The organism is Burkholderia sp. GbtcB21 (genome assembly GCF_019091065.1).
In the GTDB taxonomy this organism is placed as follows: domain Bacteria; phylum Pseudomonadota; class Gammaproteobacteria; order Burkholderiales; family Burkholderiaceae; genus Burkholderia; species Burkholderia pyrrocinia_C.
On record NZ_JAGXKA010000020.1, the window covers coordinates 1 to 24,321 of the forward strand.

General features: G+C 67.9%; 20 protein-coding genes. 5 read left to right on the forward strand and 15 right to left on the reverse strand.

The window, feature by feature from the left end; translation table 11 throughout:
• Nucleotides 1–138: 138 nt before the first annotated feature.
• Complete coding sequence (locus KVT39_RS31675) at nucleotides 139–1,191, reverse strand: NAD(P)-dependent alcohol dehydrogenase (RefSeq protein WP_217590941.1); 1,053 nt, start codon at nucleotides 1,189–1,191, stop codon at nucleotides 139–141.
• A 229-nt stretch (nucleotides 1,192–1,420) separates the two neighbouring features.
• Here KVT39_RS31675 and KVT39_RS31680 point away from each other — a divergent pair, with 229 nt between their 5' ends.
• Nucleotides 1,421–2,389 (forward strand): AraC family transcriptional regulator, encoded by a 969-nt coding sequence (locus tag KVT39_RS31680; RefSeq protein WP_217590942.1) that lies wholly within the window; start codon nucleotides 1,421–1,423, stop codon nucleotides 2,387–2,389.
• Between the two features lie 21 nt (nucleotides 2,390–2,410).
• Here KVT39_RS31680 and KVT39_RS31685 read toward each other — a convergent pair whose 3' ends face one another.
• From KVT39_RS31685 to argB, 8 genes are all read right to left on the reverse strand, one after another.
• Entirely contained in the window at nucleotides 2,411–3,463 is a 1,053-nt protein-coding gene (locus KVT39_RS31685) for a M48 family metallopeptidase (protein WP_217590943.1), read from the reverse strand.
• Nucleotides 3,453–4,874, reverse strand: coding sequence for an AmpG family muropeptide MFS transporter (locus KVT39_RS31690; protein WP_105389508.1), 1,422 nt, complete (start codon nucleotides 4,872–4,874; stop codon nucleotides 3,453–3,455). The genes KVT39_RS31685 and KVT39_RS31690 overlap by 11 nt, the downstream gene beginning before the upstream one ends.
• 96 nt (nucleotides 4,875–4,970) lie before the next feature.
• Nucleotides 4,971–5,579: a methionine biosynthesis protein MetW gene (gene metW, locus KVT39_RS31695; RefSeq protein ID WP_034179337.1), complete on the reverse strand. Its 609-nt coding sequence runs from the start codon at nucleotides 5,577–5,579 to the stop codon at nucleotides 4,971–4,973.
• On the reverse strand, nucleotides 5,576–6,721 hold the full coding sequence (locus tag KVT39_RS31700; protein WP_217590944.1) for a homoserine O-acetyltransferase: 1,146 nt from the start codon (nucleotides 6,719–6,721) through the stop codon (nucleotides 5,576–5,578). The genes metW and KVT39_RS31700 overlap by 4 nt, the downstream gene beginning before the upstream one ends.
• A gap of 261 nt (nucleotides 6,722–6,982) precedes the next feature.
• The gene (locus tag KVT39_RS31705; RefSeq protein ID WP_254640701.1) at nucleotides 6,983–9,919 is read right to left on the reverse strand and encodes an autotransporter outer membrane beta-barrel domain-containing protein; all 2,937 of its coding nucleotides are present in this window, start codon (nucleotides 9,917–9,919) and stop codon (nucleotides 6,983–6,985) included.
• A 230-nt stretch (nucleotides 9,920–10,149) separates the two neighbouring features.
• Complete coding sequence (gene slmA / locus KVT39_RS31710; RefSeq protein WP_217590946.1) at nucleotides 10,150–10,815, reverse strand: nucleoid occlusion factor SlmA; 666 nt, start codon at nucleotides 10,813–10,815, stop codon at nucleotides 10,150–10,152.
• Nucleotides 10,782–11,573 carry a pyrimidine 5'-nucleotidase gene (locus tag KVT39_RS31715; protein ID WP_034179333.1) on the reverse strand — a complete coding sequence of 264 codons (792 nt, stop codon included), beginning with the start codon at nucleotides 11,571–11,573 and terminating at the stop codon, nucleotides 10,782–10,784. The genes slmA and KVT39_RS31715 overlap by 34 nt, the downstream gene beginning before the upstream one ends.
• Complete coding sequence (gene argB / locus KVT39_RS31720; protein ID WP_006490510.1) at nucleotides 11,570–12,469, reverse strand: acetylglutamate kinase; 900 nt, start codon at nucleotides 12,467–12,469, stop codon at nucleotides 11,570–11,572. The genes KVT39_RS31715 and argB overlap by 4 nt, the downstream gene beginning before the upstream one ends.
• Before the next feature lie 293 nt (nucleotides 12,470–12,762).
• On the opposite strand from argB, the gene KVT39_RS31725 reads away from it, so the two are divergent.
• From KVT39_RS31725 to KVT39_RS31735, 3 genes are all read left to right on the forward strand, one after another.
• The gene (locus tag KVT39_RS31725; protein WP_034179332.1) at nucleotides 12,763–12,987 is read left to right on the forward strand and encodes a cysteine-rich CWC family protein; all 225 of its coding nucleotides are present in this window, start codon (nucleotides 12,763–12,765) and stop codon (nucleotides 12,985–12,987) included.
• A gap of 91 nt (nucleotides 12,988–13,078) precedes the next feature.
• A complete protein-coding gene (locus tag KVT39_RS31730) occupies nucleotides 13,079–14,509 on the forward strand; it encodes an ATP-binding protein (RefSeq protein ID WP_175749041.1) in 1,431 nt (476 codons plus the stop codon).
• Between the two features lie 13 nt (nucleotides 14,510–14,522).
• Complete coding sequence (locus KVT39_RS31735) at nucleotides 14,523–15,065, forward strand: response regulator transcription factor (RefSeq protein WP_011546464.1); 543 nt, start codon at nucleotides 14,523–14,525, stop codon at nucleotides 15,063–15,065.
• Between the two features lie 172 nt (nucleotides 15,066–15,237).
• Here the strand turns inward: KVT39_RS31735 and KVT39_RS31740 are convergent, their stop codons facing one another.
• Entirely contained in the window at nucleotides 15,238–16,356 is a 1,119-nt protein-coding gene (locus tag KVT39_RS31740; RefSeq protein WP_131947194.1) for a helix-turn-helix transcriptional regulator, read from the reverse strand.
• A gap of 251 nt (nucleotides 16,357–16,607) precedes the next feature.
• On the opposite strand from KVT39_RS31740, the gene KVT39_RS31745 reads away from it, so the two are divergent.
• Nucleotides 16,608–18,677: a hypothetical protein gene (locus tag KVT39_RS31745; RefSeq protein ID WP_217590947.1), complete on the forward strand. Its 2,070-nt coding sequence runs from the start codon at nucleotides 16,608–16,610 to the stop codon at nucleotides 18,675–18,677.
• A gap of 93 nt (nucleotides 18,678–18,770) precedes the next feature.
• Here KVT39_RS31745 and hslU read toward each other — a convergent pair whose 3' ends face one another.
• The 5 genes from hslU to KVT39_RS31770 all read right to left on the reverse strand — a co-directional run bounded on the left by hslU (nucleotide 18,771) and on the right by KVT39_RS31770 (nucleotide 24,301).
• A complete protein-coding gene (gene hslU / locus KVT39_RS31750; RefSeq protein WP_034179328.1) occupies nucleotides 18,771–20,114 on the reverse strand; it encodes an ATP-dependent protease ATPase subunit HslU in 1,344 nt (447 codons plus the stop codon).
• 10 nt (nucleotides 20,115–20,124) lie between these two features.
• Nucleotides 20,125–20,661 carry an ATP-dependent protease subunit HslV gene (hslV, locus tag KVT39_RS31755; RefSeq protein ID WP_006755256.1) on the reverse strand — a complete coding sequence of 179 codons (537 nt, stop codon included), beginning with the start codon at nucleotides 20,659–20,661 and terminating at the stop codon, nucleotides 20,125–20,127.
• 234 nt (nucleotides 20,662–20,895) lie between these two features.
• Entirely contained in the window at nucleotides 20,896–21,312 is a 417-nt protein-coding gene (dksA, locus tag KVT39_RS31760) for an RNA polymerase-binding protein DksA (protein ID WP_006477498.1), read from the reverse strand.
• Between the two features lie 507 nt (nucleotides 21,313–21,819).
• A complete protein-coding gene (locus KVT39_RS31765) occupies nucleotides 21,820–22,893 on the reverse strand; it encodes a GTP-binding protein (protein WP_217590948.1) in 1,074 nt (357 codons plus the stop codon).
• Nucleotides 22,894–23,086: 193 nt separating this feature from the next.
• Entirely contained in the window at nucleotides 23,087–24,301 is a 1,215-nt protein-coding gene (locus KVT39_RS31770) for a class I SAM-dependent rRNA methyltransferase (protein WP_034179327.1), read from the reverse strand.
• Nucleotides 24,302–24,321 lie beyond the last annotated feature (20 nt).

Sequence of the window (24,321 nt, forward strand, 5' to 3'; positions counted from 1 at the left end):
AGGGCTGAGTCCCGTGCAGTACAGAACTCAGCCCTTGGCGGCCTAATTTACCCGTCCAACTTTACGGGGTCAGCTCAAACATGCGGCCCGTTTCGTTTCTGCTCCGGTGCGGCGATCGTGCATGCCGCCCGGCGACGCTCACTGCTTGATCGACGCCATGTCGATCACGAACCGATACTTCACGTCGCTCTTCAGCATCCGCTCGTAGGCCGTGTTGATCTGCTGCATCGGAATCGTTTCGATATCCGACGTGATCCCGTGCTGCGCGCAGAAGTCGAGCATTTCCTGCGTTTCCGCGATCCCGCCGATCAGCGAGCCCGCGAGGCGGCGGCGCTTGAAGATCAGGTTGAACACCTGCGGCGACGGATGGTCGTGCTCCGGCGCGCCGACCAGCGTCATCGTGCCGTCGCGCTTCAGCAGGTTCAGGAACGGGTTCAGGTCGTGCTGCGCGGCGACCGTGTTCAGGATGAAGTCGAAGCTGTTCAGGTGCGCGTTCATCTGCGCTTCGTCCTTCGAGATCACGACTTCGTGCGCGCCGACGCGCTTGCCGTCGTCGATCTTCGACGGCGACGTCGTGAACAGCACGACGTGCGCGCCCATCGCACGCGCCAGTTTCACGCCCATGTGGCCGAGCCCGCCGAGGCCGACGATGCCGACCTTCTTGCCGGGGCCGACGTTCCACTGCCGCAGCGGCGAGTAGGTCGTGATCCCCGCGCACAGCAGCGGCGCGGCGCCGGCCGGGTCGAGCGTCTCCGGCACGCGCAGTACGAACGCCTCGTCGACGACGAGCTGCGTCGAATAGCCGCCGTACGTGACGTCGCCCGTCACGCGATCCTGGCCGTTGTAGGTGCCGACGAAGCCGTTCTCGCAATACTGCTCGAGGCCGTCGGCGCAGCTCGCGCAGGTGCGGCACGAATCGACGAGGCAGCCGACGCCGACCAGCTCGCCGACCTTGAAGCGCGATACCTGCGGGCCGGTCGCGGTCACGCGGCCGACGATCTCATGGCCCGGCACGACCGGGTAGATCGTGTTGCGCCATTCGTTGCGGGCCTGGTGCAGGTCCGAGTGGCAGACGCCGCAGTAGAGGACGTCGATCTGGACGTCGAGATCGCGCAGCGCGCGACGCTGGAATTCGAACGGGGCGAGCGGCGATTGCGAATCGGTCGCCGCGTAAGCGTAGGTGGTGCTCATGCAGGGGGCTCCTTGTCCGGGAAAGACATCCGGCGAAACAGACTGCCGTCGCACCATGTGGCGATGCGGCGAGGCAGGACGTCATCGTAAGGAGCACGGCGCCGCGGCGAAATACACGAAGGTCTGGAAGATTTGCCTATTCCTCTCGAATTGCACGCGAACGGCCGTCAAAACACATTCAAGGTGCTACATTTCGAGCCAGATTCTCTTGCCGGACAGGACCACGCCGATGAGCTTCCAGCCCCTTTTCGCCGACACGGGCGAGCGCGTGCGGCGCCGCATGATCGAACTGCACACGCGCCTGGCTCCAGACGAGGGCGACACGCTCGCGGCGCTCGACGGCGTGCGCTTCATCCGCGTGAGCCGTCCCGTGCCGCGCATGCCCGTGCTGTACGAACCGAGCATCATCGTCGTGTGCCAGGGGCGCAAGCTCGGCTATCTCGGCGACCGCTCGTTCGTCTACGACGCGCAGCAGTATCTCGTGCTGTCGGTGCCGCTGCCGTTCGAATGCGAGACCTTCGCGAGCATGGAGGAGCCGTTTCTCGCGATCTCGATCCGCGTCGATCTCGCGGTGATCGCCGAACTCGCGATCCTGCTCGACGAGACACTCGGCGCGGCCGCCAGCGAGCCGCTCGGCGTCTATTCGACGCCGCTCGACGCACCGCTGGCCGACGCGGTGGTGCGGCTGCTCGAAACGCTTGTGTCGCCGCACGACACGCGCGTGCTGGGGCCGGCGATCATGCGCGAGATCGCGTATCGCGTGCTAACGGGCGCGCAGGGCGACGCGATCCGCGCGGCGCTCGTGCAGCAGCATCATTTCGGCCGCATCGCGAAGGCGCTGCGGCGCATCCACGTCGACCTGAAGGCCGACCTCGACGTCGAGACGCTCGCGCGCGAGGCCGGAATGAGCCTCGCGGTGTTCCACGCGCAGTTCAAGCACGTGACGGCGACGTCGCCGATGCAGTACGTGAAAGCCGCGCGGCTGCACCAGGCACGGCTGATGATGGTGCAGGACGGAGTCGGCGCCGGCACGGCCGCTGCGCGCGTCGGTTATGCGAGCGCGTCGCAGTTCAGCCGCGAGTTCAAGCGGCTGTTCGGCCGCAGCCCGGGTGACGAGGTGCGCTGGATGCGCGAGAGCGGCAGCCGTCCGGCAGGCGCGGCGTCGGCCAAGCCGGCCGCGGCGGACGTCGGCGCATAAACGATCGGCTTCGCGTGCCGCTCAGCGCCGCGCGACCTTGCGCCGTTGCGCGCTGATGCCCGCGTAGTCGGGCAGCGTGTCGACGCGTTTGCCGATCGCCTTTGCGTATAGCGGCATCAGGTCCGGCAGGCGGTTCAGCAGATCCTGGCGCCGGGCCGTGCTGTACGGGTGCGTGTAGATGAAGCCCGACGCCTTGTTCGCGCGTGTCGCGACCGCGAGCTTGTCCCACAGCGTGATCGCCGCGCGCGGATCGAAGCCCGCGCGGGCGGCGATGTCGCCGCCGATCACGTCGGCTTCGGTCTCGTCGGTCGGGTCGTAGTGGAGCGCCTGCAGGCGCTCGCCGAGGTTCAGTGCCTGCGGCAGCGGATCGCCGACGCCGAACAGCGGCGGCAGCGTGGCCGCGCGCAGCGACGTCTGCGAGGTCGCGCTGAAGTTGCTGCGCGCGTGTTCGCGCAGCGCGTGCGCGATGCCGTGCGCGAGCAGCACGCCGAACTCGTCGTCGTTCAGGCGGATGCGGTCGAGCAAGCCGCCGTACACGAGCACCTTGCCGCCCGGCAGGCAGGTCAGGCGGATGTCGCGCGAGCGGATCGCGTTGACGTCCCACGCCCAGTTCTTCACGCGATCGTTCCACTTCACCGAATACGGCGCGAGCTTCGCGACGATCGCGCGCAGGCGCTTCACGCGCGGCTGGGTCGCGGGCAGCAGGCGGTTGCTGTCGGCGGCCGCCTGCACGATCTGCGCGTATTCGTTCCCGGTGAGCTGCTCGAGCAGCGGTGACGGAAGCAGCGTGCGGAACGCGATCTCGTTGCCGTAGCGGACCTGCTGCGGCGTCGGCGTATACGCCTTCGTCGACACGGCGCCGCCGGTCGGCTGCGCGGCTTCGGCGGCGGACGGCGCGACGGGCGCGGCCGAAGTTGCCGGCGTGGATGGCGTTGCCTGCGCAGCGGCCGGCGCGGAGCCTGCCGCGGCCGCGCCGGTGTCGGCTGCGTGCGCGAACCCCGCGGCGAGTGCCGCGGAACCGACGCTCAGCGAAGCCGCAACGCGCGCGACGCGGTGCAGGCGCTTACTGAGCACGGCTGGCCTCGCCGTTGCGGGCGGCACCGTTCCACGGCGCGATCCTGAACAGCAGCAGCATGCCGGGAATCGCGAGCGCGGTGCACACGATGAAGTAGTCGAACCAGCCGATCTTCGCGACGATGAAGCCGCTCGCGGCCGATGCGAGCGTGCGCGGCACCGATGCGAGGCTCGTGAACAGCGCGAACTGCGTGGCCGTGTAGCGCGGGTCGGTCGTGCTGGCGATATACGCGACGAACGCGGCCATCGTCAGGCCCGTCGTGAAGGTTTCGACGCCGTAGACGATCGCGAGCGCGACCGTCATCGGGCTGAATTGCGGCGCGACGGCAATGCCGAACACCGACAGCGCCGACGCGATCGCATGGCTCGTCGAAACGGTGAAGTCGTAGAGCACCGCGAGCACGGGCGAACCGGGGCCGAGCTGCGCGAGCCACGCGAAGCCGAGCGTCGACACCATCTGCAGCGCGCCGAAGATCCACAGCCCGCGGCCGATGCCGATCTTCACGAGCCAGACGCCGCCGATGATGCCGCCGGCGACGCTCGCGACGAGCGCGGTGGTTTTCGCGACGATGCCGATCTCGGTGCGCGTGAAGCCGATGTCGAGGAAGAACGACGTCGACAGCGTGGTGGCCATCGTGTCGCCGATCTTGAACAGGAAGATGAACGCGATGACGAGCAGCGCGCCGGTCCAGCCGTCGCGCTGGATGAATTCGCGGAACGGCAGCACGATCGCGTCGCGCAGGTTGCGCGGTGGTGCGCCGACCACTTCGGGCTCGCGCACGACGAGCGTCATCAGGATGCCAGGCAGCATGAACGCGCCGGTGATCGCGAACACGACGTCCCACGGCATGTGATCGGACAGGATCAGCGCCAGCGAGCCGGGGATCAGCGCGGCGAGCTTGTACGCGTTCACGTGCACCGCGTTGCCGAGGCCCTGCTCGGTGTCGCGCAGCAGTTCGCGGCGGTACGCGTCGATCACGATGTCGGAACTCGCGCCGAAGAACGCGACGAGCGTCGTGAGCGCGGCGACCGTCCAGATCGAGTCGCGCGGCGACACGAAGCCGAGCGTGGCGATCGCGCCCGCGACCAGCACCTGCGTGAGCAGCATCCAGCCGCGCCGGCGGCCCGGCTGCCAGCCGGGCAGGCGCGGCAGGTAGCGGTCCATCAGCGGCGCCCACAGGAACTTCCACGTATACGGGAACTGGATCAGCGCGAACAGGCCGATTTCCTTCAGGTTCACGCCCTCGGAGCGCAGCCATGCCTGCACGAGGTAGACGAGCGTGAACAGGGGCAGGCCCGACGTGAAGCCCAGGAACACGCAGATCAGCATGTGCGTGTTCAGATAGGCTCGCCAGCCGGGGTGATCCTCGTGAGCGGTGAGTGCGGGCGCCTCGTGTGGCGTTTTCGACATGGACTGGAACTGGGTAGCGTTGACTGATTGCGGCGGCAGCGCGCGGTGGCGGGAGCAGCGCGGGCCGGGCCCGGCGTCCGTCAACGGCCCCCCGGCTCAGCTGCGCTTGACGCGGTAGACAGCAAGACTACCACGCCAGTTCGCTCCCCATCGAATCGGCTGGCCTTCGTGCAGCACGACGCGGTCGAGGATCGTGACGCCGACTTCGGGCGCGAGCGCCTCGAAATCCTTGATCGTCAGCACGCGCACGTTCGGCGTGTTGTGCCACTGGTACGGCAGCGATTTCGACACGGGCATCCGGCCGTGCAGCACCGACAGCCGGTGCGGCCAGTAGCCGAAGTTCGGGAACGACACGATGCATTCGCGGCCGACGCGCGCCGTTTCGCGCAGGATCGCGGCCGTCTGGTGGATCGTCTGCAGGGTTTGCGACAGGATCGCGATGTCGAAGCTGTGGTCCTCGAACAGGCGCAGGCCGTCCTCGAGATTCTGCTGGATCACGTTGATGCCGTTCTTCGCGCTCGCGAGCACGCCCGCGTCGTTCAGTTCGATGCCGTAGCCGGTGACGTCCAGCTCCTCCATCAGCAGCGCGAGCAGCGAGCCGTCGCCGCAGCCGAGGTCGAGCACGGTCGAGCGCGGCTCGACCCAGCGTGCGATCGTGCGGAAGTCCGCGCGCGCGGACAGGGAATTCAGCGCTTGCTGGTTCATGCTCCCACCTCGTTGGCGATTCGTTCGTAATACGCGCGGATCAGGTTGTGATAGCGCGCGTCGTCGAGCAGGAACGCGTCGTGGCCGTGCGGCGCGTCGATCTCCGCGTAGCTGACCGTGCGCTTGTTGTCGAGCAGTGCCTTCACGATCTCGCGCGAACGCGCGGGCGCGAAACGCCAGTCGGTCGAGAAGCTCGCGATCAGGTATTTCGCCTGCGTGTGCGCGAGCGCGGCCGTCAGGTTGCCGTCGAACGCCTTCGCCGGATCGAAATAGTCGAGCGCGCGCGTGATCAGCAGGTAGGTGTTCGCGTCGAAGTAGTCGGCGAACTTGTCGCCCTGGTAGCGCAGGTACGACTCGACCTCGAATTCGACGTCGAAGCTGAAGTTGTACGCGTCGAGCGCGCCGTCGGCGCGGCGCAGCGCGCGGCCGAATTTCTCGGCCATGTCGTCGTCGGAGAGATACGTGATGTGGCCGATCATCCGCGCGACGCGCAGGCCGCGCTTCGGCTTCACGCCGTGCGCGTAGTAGTCGCCGCCGTGGAAGTCGGGGTCGGACAGGATCGCCGAGCGCGCGACCTCGTTGAACGCGATGTTCTGCGCGGACAGCTTCGGCGTCGACGCGATGTCGATGCAGTGCGCGACGCGCTCCGGATACATCAGGCTCCATGCGAGCGCCTGCATCCCGCCGAGGCTGCCGCCCATCACCGCGGCGAAGCGCTCGATGCCGAACGCGTCGGCGACGCGCGCCTGCGCGTGCACCCAGTCCTCGACGGTGACGACCGGATAGCGCGCGCCGTACGGCTTGCCGGTCGACGGATCGATGCTCATCGGGCCGGTCGAGCCGAAACACGAGCCGAGGTTGTTCACGCCGATCACGAAGAAGCGGTTGGTGTCGAGCGGCTTGCCGGGGCCGACCATGTTGTCCCACCAGCCGGTGCTGCGCGGATCGTCCGCATAGACGCCGGCGACGTGATGCGACGCGTTGAGCGCGTGGCAGACGAGCACCGCGTTCGAGCGCGCGGCGTTGAGTTCGCCGTACGTCTCGACGACGAGTTGATAGTTGCCGATCGTGCTGCCGCTTTGCAAGCGCAGCGGTTCGGCGAAGTGCATGGTCTGTGGAGCGACGATGCCGATCGATTCCATTCGTTCCGCCTTATGACTGGGCGGCTAAATGGTGTCGGCGATGCGCGGAGTCGGAGATGCGCGGCTGACGACCTCTTTAGCCGCATTTGTAGTGAACCGCCGGGGCAAAGACAAAATCAAGGCTCCGGCCGGTTCGCGCGCCCGCAATCGAGTCAGCAAATCGGCGCGCTTCCGACCTGCCGCCGAGGGGGCGGCAGGTCGGCAAAGTATAGCGGAAATCCGGATCGCGCGAATTTCCCCCGCCCGCCGCCGGCGGCTGCGTCACCAGCGGTATTTCGCCGCGAGTTGCCCCTTGACCACCGAGTAGTCGGACAGGTTGCCTTCCACGCCGATGCTGGCCGAGACGGCGAAGCGCCTGGCGATCTGTCCGGTGGCGCCGATCCGGAGTGCCACGCGATCGCGCGGGACGCTGAACGAGAACGCGTTGCCGTCGAGCGCCAGCGAGCGCGACCCCGGGCCGTGCCACCAGTTCGCTTCGATGAACGGCCGAAGCTCGCGGCCGGACGACATTGCCGTCACGCCGTGCACGCGCACGCCGACGCGGGTCAGCACGTCGGTCGAGCGCTGCGTGTCGAGCCGGCCGCCCGGCGCGGCGTGCGCGGCCGCGCGGTAGTCCGTCACGACGAGCTGCGCTTCGGGTTCGACGAAGAAGCGCGTGTCGCCGCTGCGGTGGAACAGGAACGAATGGCCGGCCTCGAGCGAACCCGTGACGGTGCGCGAGCGATAGGAATCGCCGGCGAGGCTGCCGCCGACGTGGTTCGCATACGCGCCATACATGACCCACGCATCGACGTACGGGCCCGACAGGGTGTCGCGGTTGCCGTACCAGGTGCCGTACAGCCCCGCGTTATAGCCCGATACGCTGCCGCGCGCGGTGGCGTTCGTCATGCGCTGTTCGATCGGGTTCCACAGCGGCCGCGTCGACCAGTTCGTCTGGCTGCCGTACAGGCCCATCGCGCCGATGCGTACGCTGCCGCCGCGGCCGTCGTCGAACCGGAACAGGTCGGCGCCCGCATGAATCAGGCGGCCGTTGCCCGATACGCTGCGCGCACCGCCCGACATCGACATGAACTGCCCCTCGGCGCGCAGCCAGACGGCGCCGTCGAGCGCGCGCGGTGCCGCCTCCGTCGCGCGCAGCGAGCTGTCTTCGCGCTGGTGCAACGTATGGATCGCCATCGTGGCCGCCGCGTCGGCGTTCGCCAGATACGCGTCGGGCTCCGGTGCGGCGGCGCGCTGCGGCGGCGGCTCGATTTCCGGCTGGACCGGCGGATCGGGGTCGACGAGGCCGGGTGGCGAAGGCGGTTCGGGTTTCGCGGCGGAGACCAGATGCCAGTCGTCCGGCCGACCGCCGTTCCCGCCGCGCTTGAGCATGTAGTCGTAGCCGCCGGCGGACAGCGTGCCGAAGCCCTGCCGGTAGCCGTCCGATGCCGCGTCGAGCGCGAAGGCCGCGGCATCGGTGGTGCCGCCGTTGCGGGTTTCGACGATCGGGATGCCGACCGTCGTCTGCGCGCCTTCGCCGCTCGTGCGCTTCACGACGACCCCGGTATGGCCGGACGCGTGGCCGCCGTCGATCACGAGCCGGTCGGTGGGCGACGCGTCGTCGCGCAGCGCGGTATGGATGACCAGCTTGCCGTTGCGGGCCGCGTAGTCGCCGTTGACGACGAGCGTGCGCGGCGCGGGCGGCGTGCCGGCGTCCGGCGCTGCGAATGCGATCGTCGAGTCGTTCAGCGCGACGGATCCGACCGACGAATCGGCGGTGACGATCCAGCGGCTGTCGGTATCGAGCGACAGCGTGCGGACGGCGTCCGTTGCGCCGCGCCATGTCGACGCACCGGACAGCGCGACGTCGGTCACGGCGGAGGTCGGGCTGCCGTCGTCGGTCGGCTGGTTCACGATGTCGCCCGCCGCTTGCGCGCCGGTGCCGAGCGTCAGGCGCACGGGCGCGCCCGACTGGGCCCGGACCGACAGCAGCGTGCCGGTGCCGCTGGCGGCGCGGGCGCCGTTCTGCAGCGTGACCTCGGCGTCGGACGCGTCGATGGCCGCATGCCGTTCGCTGAAGAGCGAGCCGCCGTCGGCCGTCAGCCTGCCGCCGTGGACGCTCGCGGCAGGTGCGGCGTCGCCGGTCGCGCGGGCATCGGTGCGCAGCAGGTCGATGCTGCCGCCGGCGCTTGCATGGAGCGCTGCGGCCTCGTTGCCGTGCGTCTCGACGGTTGCGTCGACGAGCGACGCAACCGACCCCGTGCCGGCGGACATCGCACCGCGCGCGCGCTCGCCGGTCGTCACGATGCCGCCGCGTGTCATCGTGACCCGGCCGCCGAGCCGGGCCAGTGCGCCGACCGAACGGGCGCCGGTGGTTGTCACCTGCGTATCGATCGCGTCGATGGTCGGGGTGTCGGTATATTCCTTCGACGCATACAGCCCGTGTGCGTTGCGGCCATGCGTGACGACTTGCGTGCGCGCGAGTTCGACGCGCCCTTCGCGGGTGTCCACGCCGAGCGCGTAATCGCCAGCGGTTTCGAGGCGGCTGTCGGCGAATGAGACCGCGGACGCGTTCGGCAGGTACAGCGCCGACGCGTAGTCGCCATCGGTCCGGATACCCGTGCGATTCAGCGTCGCACGGACGCCGTCGTAGCTGATGGCCACGCCATGGGCATACAGGCCGCTGGTGCGAATCAGCGTGTCGGCGACGTCGATGACGCCGCCCGGCACGTAGTTCGCCAGGATGCCATACGCCTCCTTGCCCCGCGTGACGATGACGCTGTCGGCGATGCGGAGCCGGCTGTCGGCGCTGTAGACGGACGCACCGTGCGAATAATCGCCGTCGGTATCGATCGAGATGCGTTCCGCGCTCGCGCTGCCGCCGTATCGGATGTCGATGCCGGCACTGGAGGTGCCGCGGGTGCGGATTTCAGTATCGTTCAGCGTGACGCTCGAGCCGGCGCCTAGCGCGGCCGCGCCCGCCGCGAAATAGGCGGTGGAGAACACGCGCGTCTTGTCGGTCGTCACCAGCGTGCCGCCATTGACGGCGGAAAGCACGGCCTTGCCCGGTTGTGTCGTCGAATATTCGCCCGGTGCGATTTCAAGCGCGACGCCGTCAGCCTGTTGCGGCCCGCCGTTGGTCACCTGCGCGGCCGACGGCCATGGTATTGCCGCCCCCGCAAGCAATGCCGAATGGGCGAGGCGTCGGGCTGCCCTCATCCGGGAATGTCGGAATCTGCGATTCACCATTTCACCTGAATTTATCTATGGTAGATAAATTTAACTCGTGAGACGGCGGTGTGAAATTGGACGAGTTCGAATTCGCGGGGGGCATTCGCTGCCGGCAGAAGCAGGCGGGAAGGTGCGAGCCGACGGGGCGGAGCGGCCGCACCGTCCGGCGTCGAATGCGCGAAACCGGTGTGCGTTGCCGGACAGGGGCCGGCGCGGCGCTACTGCAGGATCAGCCGCAAATGCGCGTCGGCCTGCTCGCCGGGCGGCTTCTGGAACCCGCCCTTCGCAAAGCGGTGCCATCTGCCGATCACGTAGCTGACGAGCAGGCTCGCGCGGGCGGCCGGATCGTAATCGGCCGGCAGCGCGAACGGCGCCGCGCCGTCCGGCGGCGCATTTGCTTCGGTGCGCGCGACCCGCAGGCACTGCTTGACGGTCGCTTCGATGCGGTCGAGCAACTGGTTCACGCGCTCGGTGAGCCGCTCGTCCTCGCCGACCAGCGCCTCGCCCGTCAGCACGCGCGTCATCCCCGGGTTCTTCGCGGCGAAATTGAGCATCGTCAGCGCGATCGTGCGCGCCTGCTGCACGCCGTTCGGCTCCTTCGCGACGATCTGGTTGACGAGGCCGAACAGCGACTGCTCGATGAACTCGATCAGCCCTTCGTACATCTTCGCCTTGCTCGGGAAATGGCGGTACAGCGCGGCTTCCGACACCTCGAGCCGGGCCGCGAGCGCGGCCGTCGTGATCTTCTCGCGCTTCGGTGCCTCGAGCATCGTCGCGAGCGTCTGCAGGATCATCACGCGGCGCTCGCCCGGCTTCGGGCGCGGGCGGGCGGGTGTGGCCTGGCCTTCCGTTACGGCTTGGTCCTGCGGGTAAGTCGGCTGCATTTCTGTCGCCCCGATCGTGTGCCCAGTCGCAGCGATTTTAACGAACGAATCCGCTGGTCGACATAATGCGGGCGCCCGGTGCCCGGCAAATGGCCGGGCAGGTGGCCGGTGATCCATACCGTGCCGATGCCGAGACGCTTGTAGCGCTTCAGGTGGTCGCGCGTATCCTCGACGAGGATCGCATCCGAAAAGCGAGCATGCGCGGCGCGCAGCGTCCGGCGCAGCATCGTGTGGTCGGGCTTCGCGCGCCACGTGCGGCGGTCGCGCATATGCTCGATCGCGATCACGCGCTCGAACAGCCGTTCGATGCGCAGTTCGCGCAGCACCGCGCGCGCGTAGTTCTCCGGCGCGTTGGTCAGCACGAACTTGCGGCCCGGCAGTGCGGCGACGATGCGCGCAAGGCCGCGCTCGGCGCGCACCATGGCGGGAAGGTTGGTGAACGTGTGGACCGCGCGCAGGAAGTCGTGCGGATCGATCGGATGATGGCGCGTGAGGCCGAGGAGCGCGGCGCCGTAGCGCTGCGTGTAGCCGGTGCGCAGGCGGTCGGCTTCGGCGCGTTCGACGTTGAGTGTGTCGATGATGTATTGCGTCATCGCGCGGTTGATCTCGGGAAAGATCGCGTGCGATGCGTGGTGCAGCGTGTTGTCGAGATCGAACAGCCAGACGGGCGCGCCAGCGCGCGGCCGGCTGCGCGAGATGCGCCGGCGCCGCAGCGGCGCCGGCAGGTCGGGGCTGGCGGTCTTGCGGCGCGCGCTCAATGCGAGCGGATCATCGTGCCGAACGGCTGCTCGGTCAGGATTTCCAGCAGCACCGAGTGTTCGATCCGGCCGTCGACGATGTGCACCGACTTCACGCCGCTCTTCGCCGCGTCGAGCGCCGACGAGATCTTCGGCAGCATGCCGCCGGAGATCGTGCCGTCCTCGAACAGCGCGTCGATCTCGCGCGCGGACAAATCGGTCAGCAGGTTGCCGTCCTTGTCCATCACGCCGGGGATGTTGGTCATCATCAGCAGCTTCTCGGCGTTCAGCACCGTGGCGAGCTTGCCCGCGACGAGGTCCGCGTTGATGTTGTACGACAGGCCGTCTTCGCCGAAGCCGATCGGCGAGATCACCGGGATGAACGCGTCGTCCTGCAGCGCCTTCACGACTGCCGGGTTGATCGCCTCGACTTCGCCGACCTGGCCGATGTCGATGTACTGGCCCGGGTTGTCGCGGTCCGGCATCAGCAGCTTGCGTGCGTGGATCAGGCCGCCGTCCTTGCCCGTCAGGCCCACCGCGTGGCCGCCGAAGTGGTTGATCAGCATCACGATGTCCTGCTGCACTTCGCCGCCCAGCACCCATTCGACGACTTCCATCGTCTCTTCGTCGGTGACGCGCATGCCCTGGATGAAGGTGCCGGCCTTGCCGATCTTCTTCAGCGCATGATCGATCTGCGGACCGCCGCCGTGGACGATCACCGGATTGATGCCGACCAGTTTCAGCAGGATCACGTCGCGCGCGAAGCCTTGCTTGAGCCGCTCTTCCGTCATCGCGTTGCCGCCGTATTTGATGACCACGGTCTTGCCGTGGTAGCGGCGGATGTACGGCAGTGCCTCGGCGAGGATTTCTGCTTTCAGCGTGGGGGCGATCTGCGAGAGGTCGATGGGCTCGGACATGGCGGCGGCTCAGGCTGGGAACGGTTGAAACACGGCGAATTGTACAGGAGTGGCGCAGCGCAGCATCGGTTTTTGGGTGGGCCGGAGCGCTGGCGGCGCGGCTCCGACACCGCACGCGGCGGCCCGCCGGCTATGGCGCTGCGCGATGCGGGCGACGATGCGCGGACGGCGGCGGCGGGCAGGTTCGCGTGCGCTCGCGACGCACCTCGGCCGGGCGGCCGGCGCGCAAAATCCGTGCGCCGCGCTATGCTTGTCGCGTGGGGCGACTTCACGCCCGCTTTCGCGATTGCGCCATGACCGATTCCGCCGCCGACGCCCGTTCTGCCCCGCGCCGCGCGCGCTGCCCGCACTGCGGGCGCGGCTTCGACTGCGGCGCGCACACGCAGCCGTTCGACTGCTGGTGCGCGTCGATGCCGGCGCTGCCCGGCGGCACGCAGCCCGCGGCCGGCGTACGCTGCCGGTGCCCCGAGTGCCTGGCCGACGAGATCGCGCGGCGCATGGCCGGCGCGGCCGGCTGACGGCGCCGGCCGGGCATGCGGGGCGCCCCGGTCGCCCGCTCCGATCCGGCCCCGCTGGAGGCGCCGCCCGCTAAACGGGTAAACTGCCCGGATGCAACGAATCACCACCACCGGGCGCGTCAACCTCAGTCACCTGTTCTGGCTCCGCAATCTTGCGATCGTCGGCCAGCTCGTGACGATCGGCGTCGTGCAGACCTATTTCGGCGTGCATCTGCCGCTGCCGGCGATGCTGATGGTCATCGCGCTCGAAATCGTTTTCAACGCGCTGACCTGGGTGCGCGTGCTGCGCGCGCGGCCGGAAACCAATTTCGAGCTGCTCGGCCAGCTGTGGGTCGACCTCGGCGCGCTGTCCGCGCTGCTGTTCCTGTCGGGCGGCACGACCAACCCGTTCGTGTCGCTGTACCTGCCGTCGCTCGCGATCGCGGCGGCCGTGCTGCCGTGGCACCTGATGATCTGGCTCGCGGCGTTCGCGGTCGCGTGCTACGCGGCGCTCGGCTTCGATTCGGTGCCGCTCAACATGGACAATCCCGCGAACCTGTTCGACTACTACCGCACCGGGATGTGGGCGAACTTCATGGTCAGCGTCGGGCTGATCGCGTGGTTCGTCGCGCGCATGTCGAATGCGCTGCGCCAGCGCGATGCGGCGCTCGGCGAAGCGCAGCAGCACCTGCTGCGCGACGAGCGGGCGGTCGCGCTCGGCGTGCAGGCCGCCACCGTCGCGCACGAGATGGGCACGCCGCTGTCGACGATCGCGATGCTCGCCGAGGAATTGCGCGACGCGGCGCGCGCCGATCCGGGGCTGGCCCGCTACGAGGCCGACCTGAAGGTGCTCGAGGAACAGATGACGCTCTGCACGTCGGCGCTCGCGCGCCTGCGCAGCCGCGCGAGCGCGCCCGCGAGCCGCCAGCCGGTGGACGACTGGCTCGACACGTTCGTCGAGCACTGGCGCCTGCGGCATCCGCACGTGCAGTTCGAGCTGCTCGGCGCGCGTCCGGCGGGCGTCGCGCTCGACGACACGGTCGCGGCCGGCCAGATCCTGACGATCCTGCTCGACAACGCCGCGCGCGCGAGCCCGCAGCGCGTGACGCTGGCCGCGAAGGTCGCGCACGACCGCGCGGCCGACGAGATCGAATTCGAGGTATGCGACGACGGGCCCGGCATTCCGGCCGCGCTGCGCGAATCGCTCGGCGCGATGCCGGTCGACAGCACGCAGGGCGGGCACGGGGTCGGCCTGTATCTCGCGTTCAGTGCGGCCGCGCGGCTCGGCGGCGCGATCGAACTGTCCGATGTCACGCCGCGCGCGACGGGCGGCAACGGGCGGGCCGGCGGTGCGGCGAATGGCCAGGCCGCTGCCGTATCGGGCCAACGCGCGAGTCAACGCGCGGGCGAACGCATGGCAGAACGAACGGCCGGCACGCCGGACAGCCGCGCGGCCGGCGCAACCGCCGGACGCGGCACGCGGGCCGTGCTGCGCCTGCCGGTCGTGCGCGTCGCGGCGCTGGCCGCCTCAACCAACACGTAGACGGAGAAACCACATGAGCGAGAACAATTTCCTGGTGATCGACGACAACGAGGTGTTCGCGGGCACGCTCGCGCGCGGCCTCGAGCGCCGCGGTTATGCGGTCCAGCAGGCGCACGACAAGGAGACGGCGCTCAGGCTCGCCGCGGGCGGCAAGTTCCAGTTCATCACCGTCGACCTGCATCTCGGCGAGGATTCGGGCCTGAGCCTGATCGCGCCGCTGTGCGACCTGCAGCCCGATGCGCGGATTCTGGTGCTGACCGGCTATGCGAGCATCGCGACCGCCGTGCAGGCGGTGAAGGAAGGCGCCGACAACTATCTCGCGAAGCCCGCGAACGTCGAATCGATCCTGGCCGCGCTGCAGACCAACGCGACCGAAGTGCAGGCCGACGAGGCGCTCGAGAACCCGGTCGTGCTGTCGGTCGACCGGCTCGAATGGGAGCACATCCAGCGCGTGCTCGCGGAGAACAACAACAACATCTCGGCGACCGCGCGCGCGCTGAACATGCACCGCCGCACGCTGCAGCGCAAGCTCGCGAAGAAGCCGGTGCGGCAGTAAGTCCGGCGCGCGCGGTTTCGCGCGGCAGGCCGTTCGCGCGAGGGCGCAGGCGTCGGGCCGCGCGCCCGCTGCCGCAGCCGTCGCTTCGGACGCAGGCGGCAGCGGTTCGCTGCGAGGATCACCGCGGGAGCGCACCGGCGGCCGGGTGCGCGACACTTGCCGATTCGTTGCATCAGTTTTCGCGTGGGCGCTGCGGAAGCACCCACAGCATTCTTCCCACCGCCTCGGCCTGGTTTCGCGAATGCGTTTTCTCGTAGATCGCGCGCAACTGGGTGCGGATGGTGGCGAGCGACACCCGGGCGCTCGCCGCACATTCCTCGGGCGTTTTGCCGCCGATCAACGCCTCCGCCACCGCGGCTTCGGCACTCGACAGGCCGAACGCCTGCCGCAGTTGTTGCGCGACGACGAGCGGCGCGGCGCTTCGCCGTCTGGCCGTCACGAGCAGCGTCGCGCCGCCGAACGCGGCATGGAGCGCCGGCCCGGCCAGCGCGGCGATGCCGAGAAAGATTTCGTGGGTGCCGTCCAGTGAGCCCGCCAGCGCGAGGCTCTCGCCGTTGCGGGTCTTCGCGACGCGTGCCAGCGCGGCCTTCAGCGCATCGTTGTGCGGCGCGCTCGCAGCACTCAGGTGCCCATGCTCGAGCTTGAGGCAGGTCGTCGCGCGCAACATCGATTCCGCCGCCCGATTGACGAAGACGACGCGCGCATGCCGGTCCAGCGCGAACACGGCCAGACCCAGCTCTTCCATCAGTTCGGCGCCGAGCGCGGCGTCGCGGTGCAGCACGTTCGCATCCTGCCAGAGGTTGATCGCGCGTTGCAGATGCCCGGCCATGCCCGACAGCGCCGTGCGTTCCTCGGGCGAGTAAGGCGGGCGGCCGCAAGCCCTCAGCAGCCCGAGCAGGATGTCGTCGCCGCCCGGGCGCGCCAGGCGGACGCCCATCAGATAACGAATGCCTGACGGAATCTGGTAGTCCTGGAAGAATTCGCTGCGCGCGACATCCTGCTCGGTGAGGTGATCCTGACAGCAGACGAATTGCCCGAGCGGTGCCTGCTCGACAAAGCTGCGGCGCGGATCGAGTGCGCCGTAGTACTGGTCGTAGAGCGCGACGACACTTTCCAGTTCCGCGCGCGGGGAGTAGATCGAGAACTGCGGCGCATTGCGCGCGGAGTCCCAGCTGAACATGTGAAAAACGTTTGCGCCGAGTGATTCGGATACCTGATGAAAGACTTCGAGAAAGCCGTCCGGGCGCAGCGCGGCCTCATAGAGGTCGCCGATGAGGTGGTCCCTTTGCATTGTTCTTCCCCGCTCCCGTTGGCTCGCGTGGCAATCGCGGCGCATCGGTCTTTGGTCTGATGATTTGCTTCGAACCCCGAATGTTTGGTCAGGCTATCACAGGTCCTTTGCGAACTGGGGTATGCGCGATCGCGATTTTCATCTACCTGGATGATGATCCGGAAAATCGGTTTTGCGAGAATCCCCGCCATTCAGCGTGCGTGCGCGACGCGTATGTCACGCAATAACCAGAAGGTCCTCGGGGAAAAACAATGAAACGCACACCTGTCGTACTCGGTATCGCCGCACTGGTCCTGACTGCTTGCGGGGGCAGCGATTCGTCGTCCGGCGGCTCGCCGCCGCCGGCCGCGCAGACGGTCAGCGGCGTCGCGGCGGCGGGTGCCGCGATGCAGGGCGCGATCGTCACGCTCGTCGACGCGACGGGCAAATCGGCCGACTGTCCGGCCGACGCGACCACCGGTGCGTTCCATTGCACGGTGACCGGCATGACCGCGCCCTTCGCGCTGTCGGCCGTCGGCAATGTCGCCGATTCGCAGGCGACGCTGATCTCGCTCAGCGCCACCGCGGGCACGCAGACGATCAACATCACGCCGCTCACGAATGCGATCGCCGCCACGATCGTCGGCGACAATCCCACGAAATTGCTGGGCAACACCGGACTGCTGCAGAGCAAGGTGACGGCGCAGGCCGTCGCCGGTACCGTGCAGGCCTACTCCGCCGCGCTGGCCGACGTGCTGGCCGCGACCGGCAACACCGGCGCCGACCTGATCGCCGGGCCGCTGACCGCCGGCGCGCCCGGGCTCGACCGGCTGCTCGACCAGTTGAAGGTCAACGTGCTGCCGGACGGCGGCGTGCAGATCAGCTCGGTGGCGGGCACGTCGAGCGATACGCCCGCACAGCTTCAGCTCGCGCCCGGCGTCGCACCGCAAGCCGGCGACAAGGCCAGCCTGCCGGCCGTCGCGACCATCGACGGCGTGCCGCTGTCGAACCTGCCGAGCGCCAGCGATCTCGCGTCGCTGCAGGCCGCGTTCAACCACTGCTTCGCCGGCACCACCGCCGCCGCGCGTCTCGGCGGCGGCGTGCCGGCCTGCAGCCAGCTCGTCGTCGACGACGTCGCGCCCGGCGCGTTGAATGCCGGCGTGCACCCGGCCTACCTCAACAACGGGATGTCGGTGCAACAGGAGTTCGGGACGGCGCCGGGCATCGTGGCTGACGACGCGATGAACAATGCGAGCTTCAGCCTGCCGGAAGTGATTCGCGTGATCGCCGGCGACACGATGTGGGTCAAGCTGTCGTGGACGCGCACGGACGGCATCCGCGACGGCATGCAGCAGCATGTGCAGCTGGCGGTGAAGGAAGGCGCCCGCGCGAGCGGCGACACCGGCTGGCGCGTGATCGGCAACCAGCGCGCGGTGCTGAGCAAGGTGAATGCGAACGCGCAGAAGTGGGACTGGCTGAATCCGGCCAATCCGTCGACCGGCACCAACGCGTTCGTCGACTCGCTGAACCTGCAGGTCGGAATCGTCGATGCTGCCGGCAAGGCCGTGGATTTCGCGATCGTCAAGGGCCCGGGCTTGCGCAACGGCGTGTTCCTCCAGCCGTCGAGCGGCACGTGCGACACGCTCAATATCCGCGCGCAGATCGCCGGCGGGCAGACGCCGGCCCAGCTCGCCGCGCTCGCGAAGAGCGGCCAATGCCGCAACAACTATCGGCTGGCCGGCGTCGCGCAGGACCCGGCGAACCAGGGCGTGTTCACGTGGCCCGGCGACGCGCCGCGCAACAACACGGCGTGGTCGAAGCCGCAATTGAGCGCAGCGGAGCTGGCCGACATCAAGCCGTTCAGCGCCTATACGGTCGACCTCTACCAGAACGGCAGCACGGCCGCGCCGGCGAAGAGCTATACGGTCCGGCTGCGGACTCCGTCGCCGTTGCCCGACGCGCTGCGCCAGTATCAATGGCACGACCCCGCGCAGTCGACGCGCGACATGCTGACGCCGGGCACGGCCAGCACGTTCGCGGGTGGCGCGACCTTCCCGCTCGGCTGGACCTCGAAAGCGGGGCTGCCGTTCGTCAAGCGCGGCAACGTGCAGATTCGCGCGACACCGGCGGGGCAGGCTTCGGCGGTCTTCGTCAACGGGATCGCGCACGCCGCGCCCGCGCAGCCGGGCACCGCGGTGACGCTCAACGTGCCGGGCGATCAGGGCGTGGCGTTTCCGTCGGTGGCCGGCTGGACGGGCGGTACCGATTTTTCGTTCGCGAATCTGAGCTGGTCGGATTCGTTCGACATGCAGTTTACGGTGTCGGTCGAGTACGACCGCTGACGGGCCGGCGTCGACGGGCTGCCGCGCCCGCTCCAAAAAAAACGGGCGACTCCAGCGGAGCCGCCCGTTTTTCGTCGGATGCCGGGTGCCGTGTTACAGCACGTAGCGCGACAGATCCTCGTCCTGCGCTACTTCGCCGAGCGCCCGGTCGACATACGTCGCGTCGATCGTCACGCACTCGCCGGCGTGATTGCCGGCCGAGAACGACACTTCCTCGAGCAGTTTCTCGATCACCGTGTACAGCCGGCGCGCGCCGATGTTCTCGGTCTTCTCGTTGACCGAATACGCGATTTCCGCGAGGCGGCGGATGCCGTCCCGGGCGAATTCGAGCTGCACGTCCTCGGTCGCGAGCAGCGCCTGGTACTGCTTGACGAGGCTCGCGTCGGTCGCATCGAGGATCGCCTCGAAGTCTTCCACCGACAGCGATTCGAGCTCGACGCGGATCGGGAAGCGGCCCTGCAGTTCCGGAATCAGGTCGCTCGGCTTCGCGAGGTGGAACGCACCGCTCGCGATGAACAGGATGTGATCGGTCTTCACCATCCCGTACTTCGTGTTGATCGTCGTGCCTTCGACGAGCGGCAGCAGGTCGCGCTGCACGCCCTGGCGCGACACTTCGCCGCCGCTGCCTTCGTTGTTGCGCGACGTGATCTTGTCGATCTCGTCGAGGAACACGATGCCGTTCTGCTCGACGTTCTGCACGGCCTTCGTCTTCACTTCCTCGTCGTTGAGCATCTTCGCCGCTTCCTCGTCGGTCAGCAGCTTCAGCGCTTCCTTGATCTTCACCTTGCGGCGCTGTTTCTTGCCGCTGCCGAGGTTCGAGAACATCGAGCGGATCTGCTCGGTCATCTCTTCCATCCCGGGCGGCGCCATGATGTCCATGCCGACCGACGGCTGCTCGAGGTCGAGCTCGACTTCCTTGTCGTCGAGCTGGCCTTCGCGCAGGCGCTTGCGGAACGTCTGGCGCGTCGCGTTGTTGTCGTCGTTCGCGTGCTCGGCATTGCCGCCGAAGCCCACCGCGCGCGGTTGCGGCAGCAGGATGTCGAGGATGCGGTCTTCCGCCTGGTCGGTCGCCTTGCTGCGCACCTTGCGCATCTCGGATTCGCGCGTCTGCTTGACCGAGATCTCGATCAGGTCGCGCACGATGCTGTCGACGTCGCGGCCGACGTAGCCGACTTCGGTGAACTTGGTCGCCTCGATCTTGATGAACGGCGCATCGGCGAGCTTCGCGAGGCGGCGCGCGATTTCGGTCTTGCCGACGCCCGTCGGCCCGATCATCAGGATGTTCTTCGGCGTGATTTCCGTGCGCAGCGGATCGGCGACCTGCTGGCGGCGCCAGCGGTTGCGCAGCGCGACCGCGACGGCCTTCTTTGCCTTGTTCTGGCCGATGATGTGCTTGTCGAGTTCCGAGACGATCTCGGCAGGGGTCATGGTGCTCATGGGGCGGTCCTTACTCGATCGTTTCGATGATGCGGTTGTGGTTCGTGTAGATGCACATGTCGCCGGCGATCCCGAGCGACTTCTCGACGATCTCGCGCGGCGACAGCTCGGTGTTCTCGGCGAGCGCGCGGGCCGCGGCCTGCGCATACGCGCCGCCCGAGCCGATCGCGCAGATGCCGCCTTCGGGGTCGAGCACGTCGCCGTTGCCGGTGATCACGAGCGTGGTGGTCGCATCGGCCGTGATCAGCATCGCCTCGAGGCGGCGCAGCATCCGGTCGGTGCGCCAGTCCTTCGCGAGCTCGACGGCCGCACGGGTCAGGTTGCCCTGGTGCTTCTCGAGCTTCGCCTCGAAGCGGTCGAGCAGCGAGAACGCATCGGCGGTGCCGCCCGCGAATCCGACCAGAACCTGGTTGTTGTAGATCCGCCGCACTTTCCGCGCGCCACCCTTCATGACGATGTTGCCGAGGGTTACCTGGCCGTCGCCGCCGAGCGCGACCTTGTCGCCGCGCCGGACCGAAACGATGGTCGTGCCGTGAAATTGCTCCATCTGCGTTCCTTGAGAAAAACGGGGAAGAGTCGGGCGGCGCGAGGCGCCGCCGCGTGAATCGCAGTGCGCCGGGGAGCGGCCCGGCGCGCGTCCGTTTCATTTTAGGGCGGGCGCGGGGATATCAAGAGGCGGGGGGCAAATCGGCCGGTGGGGAACCGGTGCCGGAAAAACAAAAAGCGCGCGGCAGGCCGCGCGCTTTCGGGAAGCAGCGTGTCGGAGCGGAACGCCGCTCGATCAGTCGCCGAACAGCTTCTGGCGCAACTCGCGGCGCTCCTGCGCCTCGAGCGACAGCGTGGCCGTCGGACGCGCGAGCAGGCGCGGAATGCCGATCGGCTCGCCGGTTTCCTCGCACCAGCCGTAATCGCCGGAATCGATGCGGGCGAGCGACTGCTGAACCTTCTTGAGGAGCTTGCGTTCGCGATCGCGCGTGCGCAGCTCGAGCGCGTGCTCTTCCTCGATCGTCGCGCGATCGGCGGGATCGGGGACGATCACCGTCTCGCGCAGGTTCTCGGTCGTCTGGCCTGCATTCTTGAGGATGTCCGCCTGCAACTGTTCGAGCCGATTTTTGAAGAAGGCGAGCTGATCCTCATTCATGTAATCCTTGTCGCTCATCTTCAGGATTTCGGCTTCGGTCAAGAGTTTCTTCGTCATCTGCTTGCTTCTTCAATGTGCGGCAAATCAAGAGATATTGCCTGCACTTTGGGATTACCCGCAACCGCGCTTGCAATCATTTGCGATTTGCCGCCGCGGGGCCGAAAGCCTCTGGAAAACCGGTTCTCAAATACCAGGATAGGCCTGGCGCGGATTTGCGCGCGCGGCGAACCGGTGTGCTGCGCGGCAGATCGCATCGGCCGCGGCCGGGTGGCGGATTGGCGATCCGGCGCGGTTGCGATGCCCGGAAAACTGGTTCAGCAAGAACCGGGCCTGTTTGTTGCCGTACTCCAGCGGGCACGTATTGTAACTGAATCGCAAGCGGGCGCCGTATCGGGTCGATCCCCGTCGGCTGCGCCAATATCTAGAAAATATAACGCGCAAATCGCGAAAAAGCGATGACGGCGAAACCCTGCCCGCACGCCGCCGCCGGGGCCGCCGCGAAAGCGGCGGCGCGGGCGGGGCGCAAAGGGCCAAAAAGGGCCGCAAATGCGGCGCCCGCGCGCGTCAGGCGAGGCAGGCGTCGAGGCCGTCGGTGATCAGGTCCTGCGGCAGGTCGACGCCGATGAAGACCATCTTGTTGGTCTTCTTTTCGGCCGGCAGCCACTTGGCGGCGAGGTCGCTGCCCATCATCTGGTGTACGCCCTGGAACACGACCTTGCGGTCGACGCCCTTCATGAACAGCACGCCCTTGTAGCGCAGCATCCGCTCGCCGTAGATCTGCAGGATGCCGCCGAGGAAGTCTTCCAGCTTGTTCGGATCGAACGGGCGGTCGTTGCGGTACACGAACGACTTGATCTTGTCGTCATGGTGCGCGTGGTGGTGATGGTGGTGGCCGTGATCGTGCGCGCATTGGCCGTGATCGTGGTCGCAATCGGCGTGATCATGATCATGGTCGTGATCGTGGTGATGGTGCGCGTGATCGTCCTCGGCGAGGAAGTCGGGGTCGATCTCGAGCTTCGCGTTCAGGTTGAAACCGCGCAGGTCGAAGATTTCCTTGATGTCGGCTTCGCCGAAATTCACGACCTTGATCGCGGCCCTCGGGTTCATGTGCATCAGGCGGTGCTTGAGATCGGCGACGGTCTGGTCGTCGACGAGGTCCGACTTCGTGATGAACAGGCGGTCGGCGAAACCGACCTGGCGCTGCACGACTTCGTGTTCGTCGAGTTGCGCGTCCGCGTGTTTCGCGTCGACGAGCGTGATGACCGCGTCGAGCAGGAAATCGTCGGCGATTTCGCTGTCGATGAAGAAGGTTTGCGCGACGGGGCCCGGGTTCGCGAGGCCGGTCGTCTCGATCACGATGCGGTCGAAGTCGAGCTTGCCTTCGCGCTTCTTCGCGGCCAGATCGCCGAGCGCGCGTGCGAGGTCGCCGCGGATCGTGCAGCAGATGCAGCCGTTGCTCATCTGGATGATCTGCTCGTTCGAATCCTGCACGAGGATTTCGTTGTCGATGTTCTCTTCGCCGAACTCGTTCTCGATCACGGCGATCTTCATGCCGTGCTGTTCGTTCAGGATGCGCTTGAGCAGCGTCGTCTTGCCGCTGCCGAGAAAGCCGGTAAGGATGGTGACGGGAGTGGCCATGTCGGTCGCCTGTGGTTCGTGAATCGGGGTCAAAACCAGGATGTGCGTCGCGCCCTCGCGCTGCGAGCCGGGGCGCACAACCATCCATTGAAACATACCTGTCAAGCCCCCGCCCGTCGTCCGGACGACAGGCGAAAGCGCTGGCCCGCCAGGCGGGGCCGGCGGACCAGGGTGTCCGCCAAGATCGGGGCGATCAGACGATTTGCAACAGCAGGCCCTTCAGATATTCGCCTTCCGGGAACGCGGCGAGCAGCGGGTGATCGACGCCCGCGCCGAGCCGCTTCAGGATGCGCGCGTCGACCTTCGCGTCGGCTGCCGCGCCCGCGACGATCTTCTGGAACAGGTCCATGTCGATCGCGCCCGAGCACGAGTACGTGAACAGCAGGCCGCCCGGGCGCAGCAGCTTGAAGCCGCTCAGGTTGATGTCCTTGTACGCGCGCGCCGCGCGATCGACGCTGTCTCGGGTCGGCGCGAACTTCGGCGGATCGAGTACGATCAGGTCGAAACGCTCGCCTTCGTCGACGAGGCGGCGCAGCGTCTTGAATGCATCCGCGTCGAGCCAGGTCGCGCGTTCGGCATCGAAGCCGTTGGCGACGACGTTCTGCTGCGCGAGCGCGAGCGCATCGCCCGACGAGTCGATCGACACGACGCGTTTCGCGCCGCCCTTGAGTGCCGCGAGCGAGAAGCCGCCCGTGTAGCAGAAGCAGTTCAGCACGTCGCGGTCGGCCGCGTACTGCGCGACGAGCGCGCGGTTGTCGCGCTGGTCGACGTAGAAGCCCGTCTTGTGGCCGTTCGGCACGTCGACGTGATAGCGCACGCCGTTTTCGTTCGCGATCAGCGTCGCGGGCGGCGCATCGCCGGCCAGCACGCCGGTCGTCTGTTCGAGCCCTTCCTTGTCGCGGATCGACACGTCCGAGCGCTCGTACACGTTCGGGCAGCCCGTCGCGCCGGTGAGCGCCGCGACGATCGCATCCTTCCACGCTTCGACGCCCGCGGCCATGAACTGGCAGACGAGCTGGCCGCGCGGCGCCGCGCCGGCTTCCGCGGTGTCCGCGACGTAGTAGTCGACGATCAGCCCCGGCAGCCCGTCGGCCTCGCCGAACACGAGCCGCACCGCGCCCGTGCCGGACACCATCGTCGTGCGGTGCGCGACCGCGCGCTGCACGCGGCGCTTGAAGAACGCGTGGTCGATCGGCTCGTTCTCGTCGAAGCTCCACACGCGCACGCGGATCTGCGACTGAGGGCTGTACGCACCGCGCGCGAGGAAGCGGCCGTCGTGCGAGCGCACGATCACGGTTGCGCCGGGCGCGGGCTTGCCGTCGACGCGGTCGATCGCATTGGCGTAGATCCACGGATGGCGGCGCAGCAGCGATTTTTCCTTGGACGGCTTGAGTGTGACGGTTTGCATGATGGGATCGAAATGGGCCG

Bases quoted from the DNA above. Each gene is read 5' to 3' on its own strand.
- KVT39_RS31675 (WP_217590941.1), bottom strand. From the start codon at position 1,191: ATGAGCACCACCTACGCTTACGCGGCGACCGATTCGCAATCGCCGCTC.
- KVT39_RS31680 (WP_217590942.1), top strand. From the start codon at position 1,421: ATGAGCTTCCAGCCCCTTTTCGCCGACACGGGCGAGCGCGTGCGGCGC.
- KVT39_RS31690 (WP_105389508.1), bottom strand. From the start codon at position 4,874: ATGTCGAAAACGCCACACGAGGCGCCCGCACTCACCGCTCACGAGGAT.
- metW (WP_034179337.1), bottom strand. From the start codon at position 5,579: ATGAACCAGCAAGCGCTGAATTCCCTGTCCGCGCGCGCGGACTTCCGC.
- KVT39_RS31700 (WP_217590944.1), bottom strand. From the start codon at position 6,721: ATGGAATCGATCGGCATCGTCGCTCCACAGACCATGCACTTCGCCGAA.
- KVT39_RS31705 (WP_254640701.1), bottom strand. From the start codon at position 9,919: ATGAGGGCAGCCCGACGCCTCGCCCATTCGGCATTGCTTGCGGGGGCG.
- slmA (WP_217590946.1), bottom strand. From the start codon at position 10,815: ATGCAGCCGACTTACCCGCAGGACCAAGCCGTAACGGAAGGCCAGGCC.
- argB (WP_006490510.1), bottom strand. From the start codon at position 12,469: ATGTCCGAGCCCATCGACCTCTCGCAGATCGCCCCCACGCTGAAAGCA.
- KVT39_RS31725 (WP_034179332.1), top strand. From the start codon at position 12,763: ATGACCGATTCCGCCGCCGACGCCCGTTCTGCCCCGCGCCGCGCGCGC.
- KVT39_RS31730 (WP_175749041.1), top strand. From the start codon at position 13,079: ATGCAACGAATCACCACCACCGGGCGCGTCAACCTCAGTCACCTGTTC.
- KVT39_RS31735 (WP_011546464.1), top strand. From the start codon at position 14,523: ATGAGCGAGAACAATTTCCTGGTGATCGACGACAACGAGGTGTTCGCG.
- KVT39_RS31740 (WP_131947194.1), bottom strand. From the start codon at position 16,356: ATGCAAAGGGACCACCTCATCGGCGACCTCTATGAGGCCGCGCTGCGC.
- KVT39_RS31745 (WP_217590947.1), top strand. From the start codon at position 16,608: ATGAAACGCACACCTGTCGTACTCGGTATCGCCGCACTGGTCCTGACT.
- hslU (WP_034179328.1), bottom strand. From the start codon at position 20,114: ATGAGCACCATGACCCCTGCCGAGATCGTCTCGGAACTCGACAAGCAC.
- hslV (WP_006755256.1), bottom strand. From the start codon at position 20,661: ATGGAGCAATTTCACGGCACGACCATCGTTTCGGTCCGGCGCGGCGAC.
- dksA (WP_006477498.1), bottom strand. From the start codon at position 21,312: ATGACGAAGAAACTCTTGACCGAAGCCGAAATCCTGAAGATGAGCGAC.
- KVT39_RS31765 (WP_217590948.1), bottom strand. From the start codon at position 22,893: ATGGCCACTCCCGTCACCATCCTTACCGGCTTTCTCGGCAGCGGCAAG.
- KVT39_RS31770 (WP_034179327.1), bottom strand. From the start codon at position 24,301: ATGCAAACCGTCACACTCAAGCCGTCCAAGGAAAAATCGCTGCTGCGC.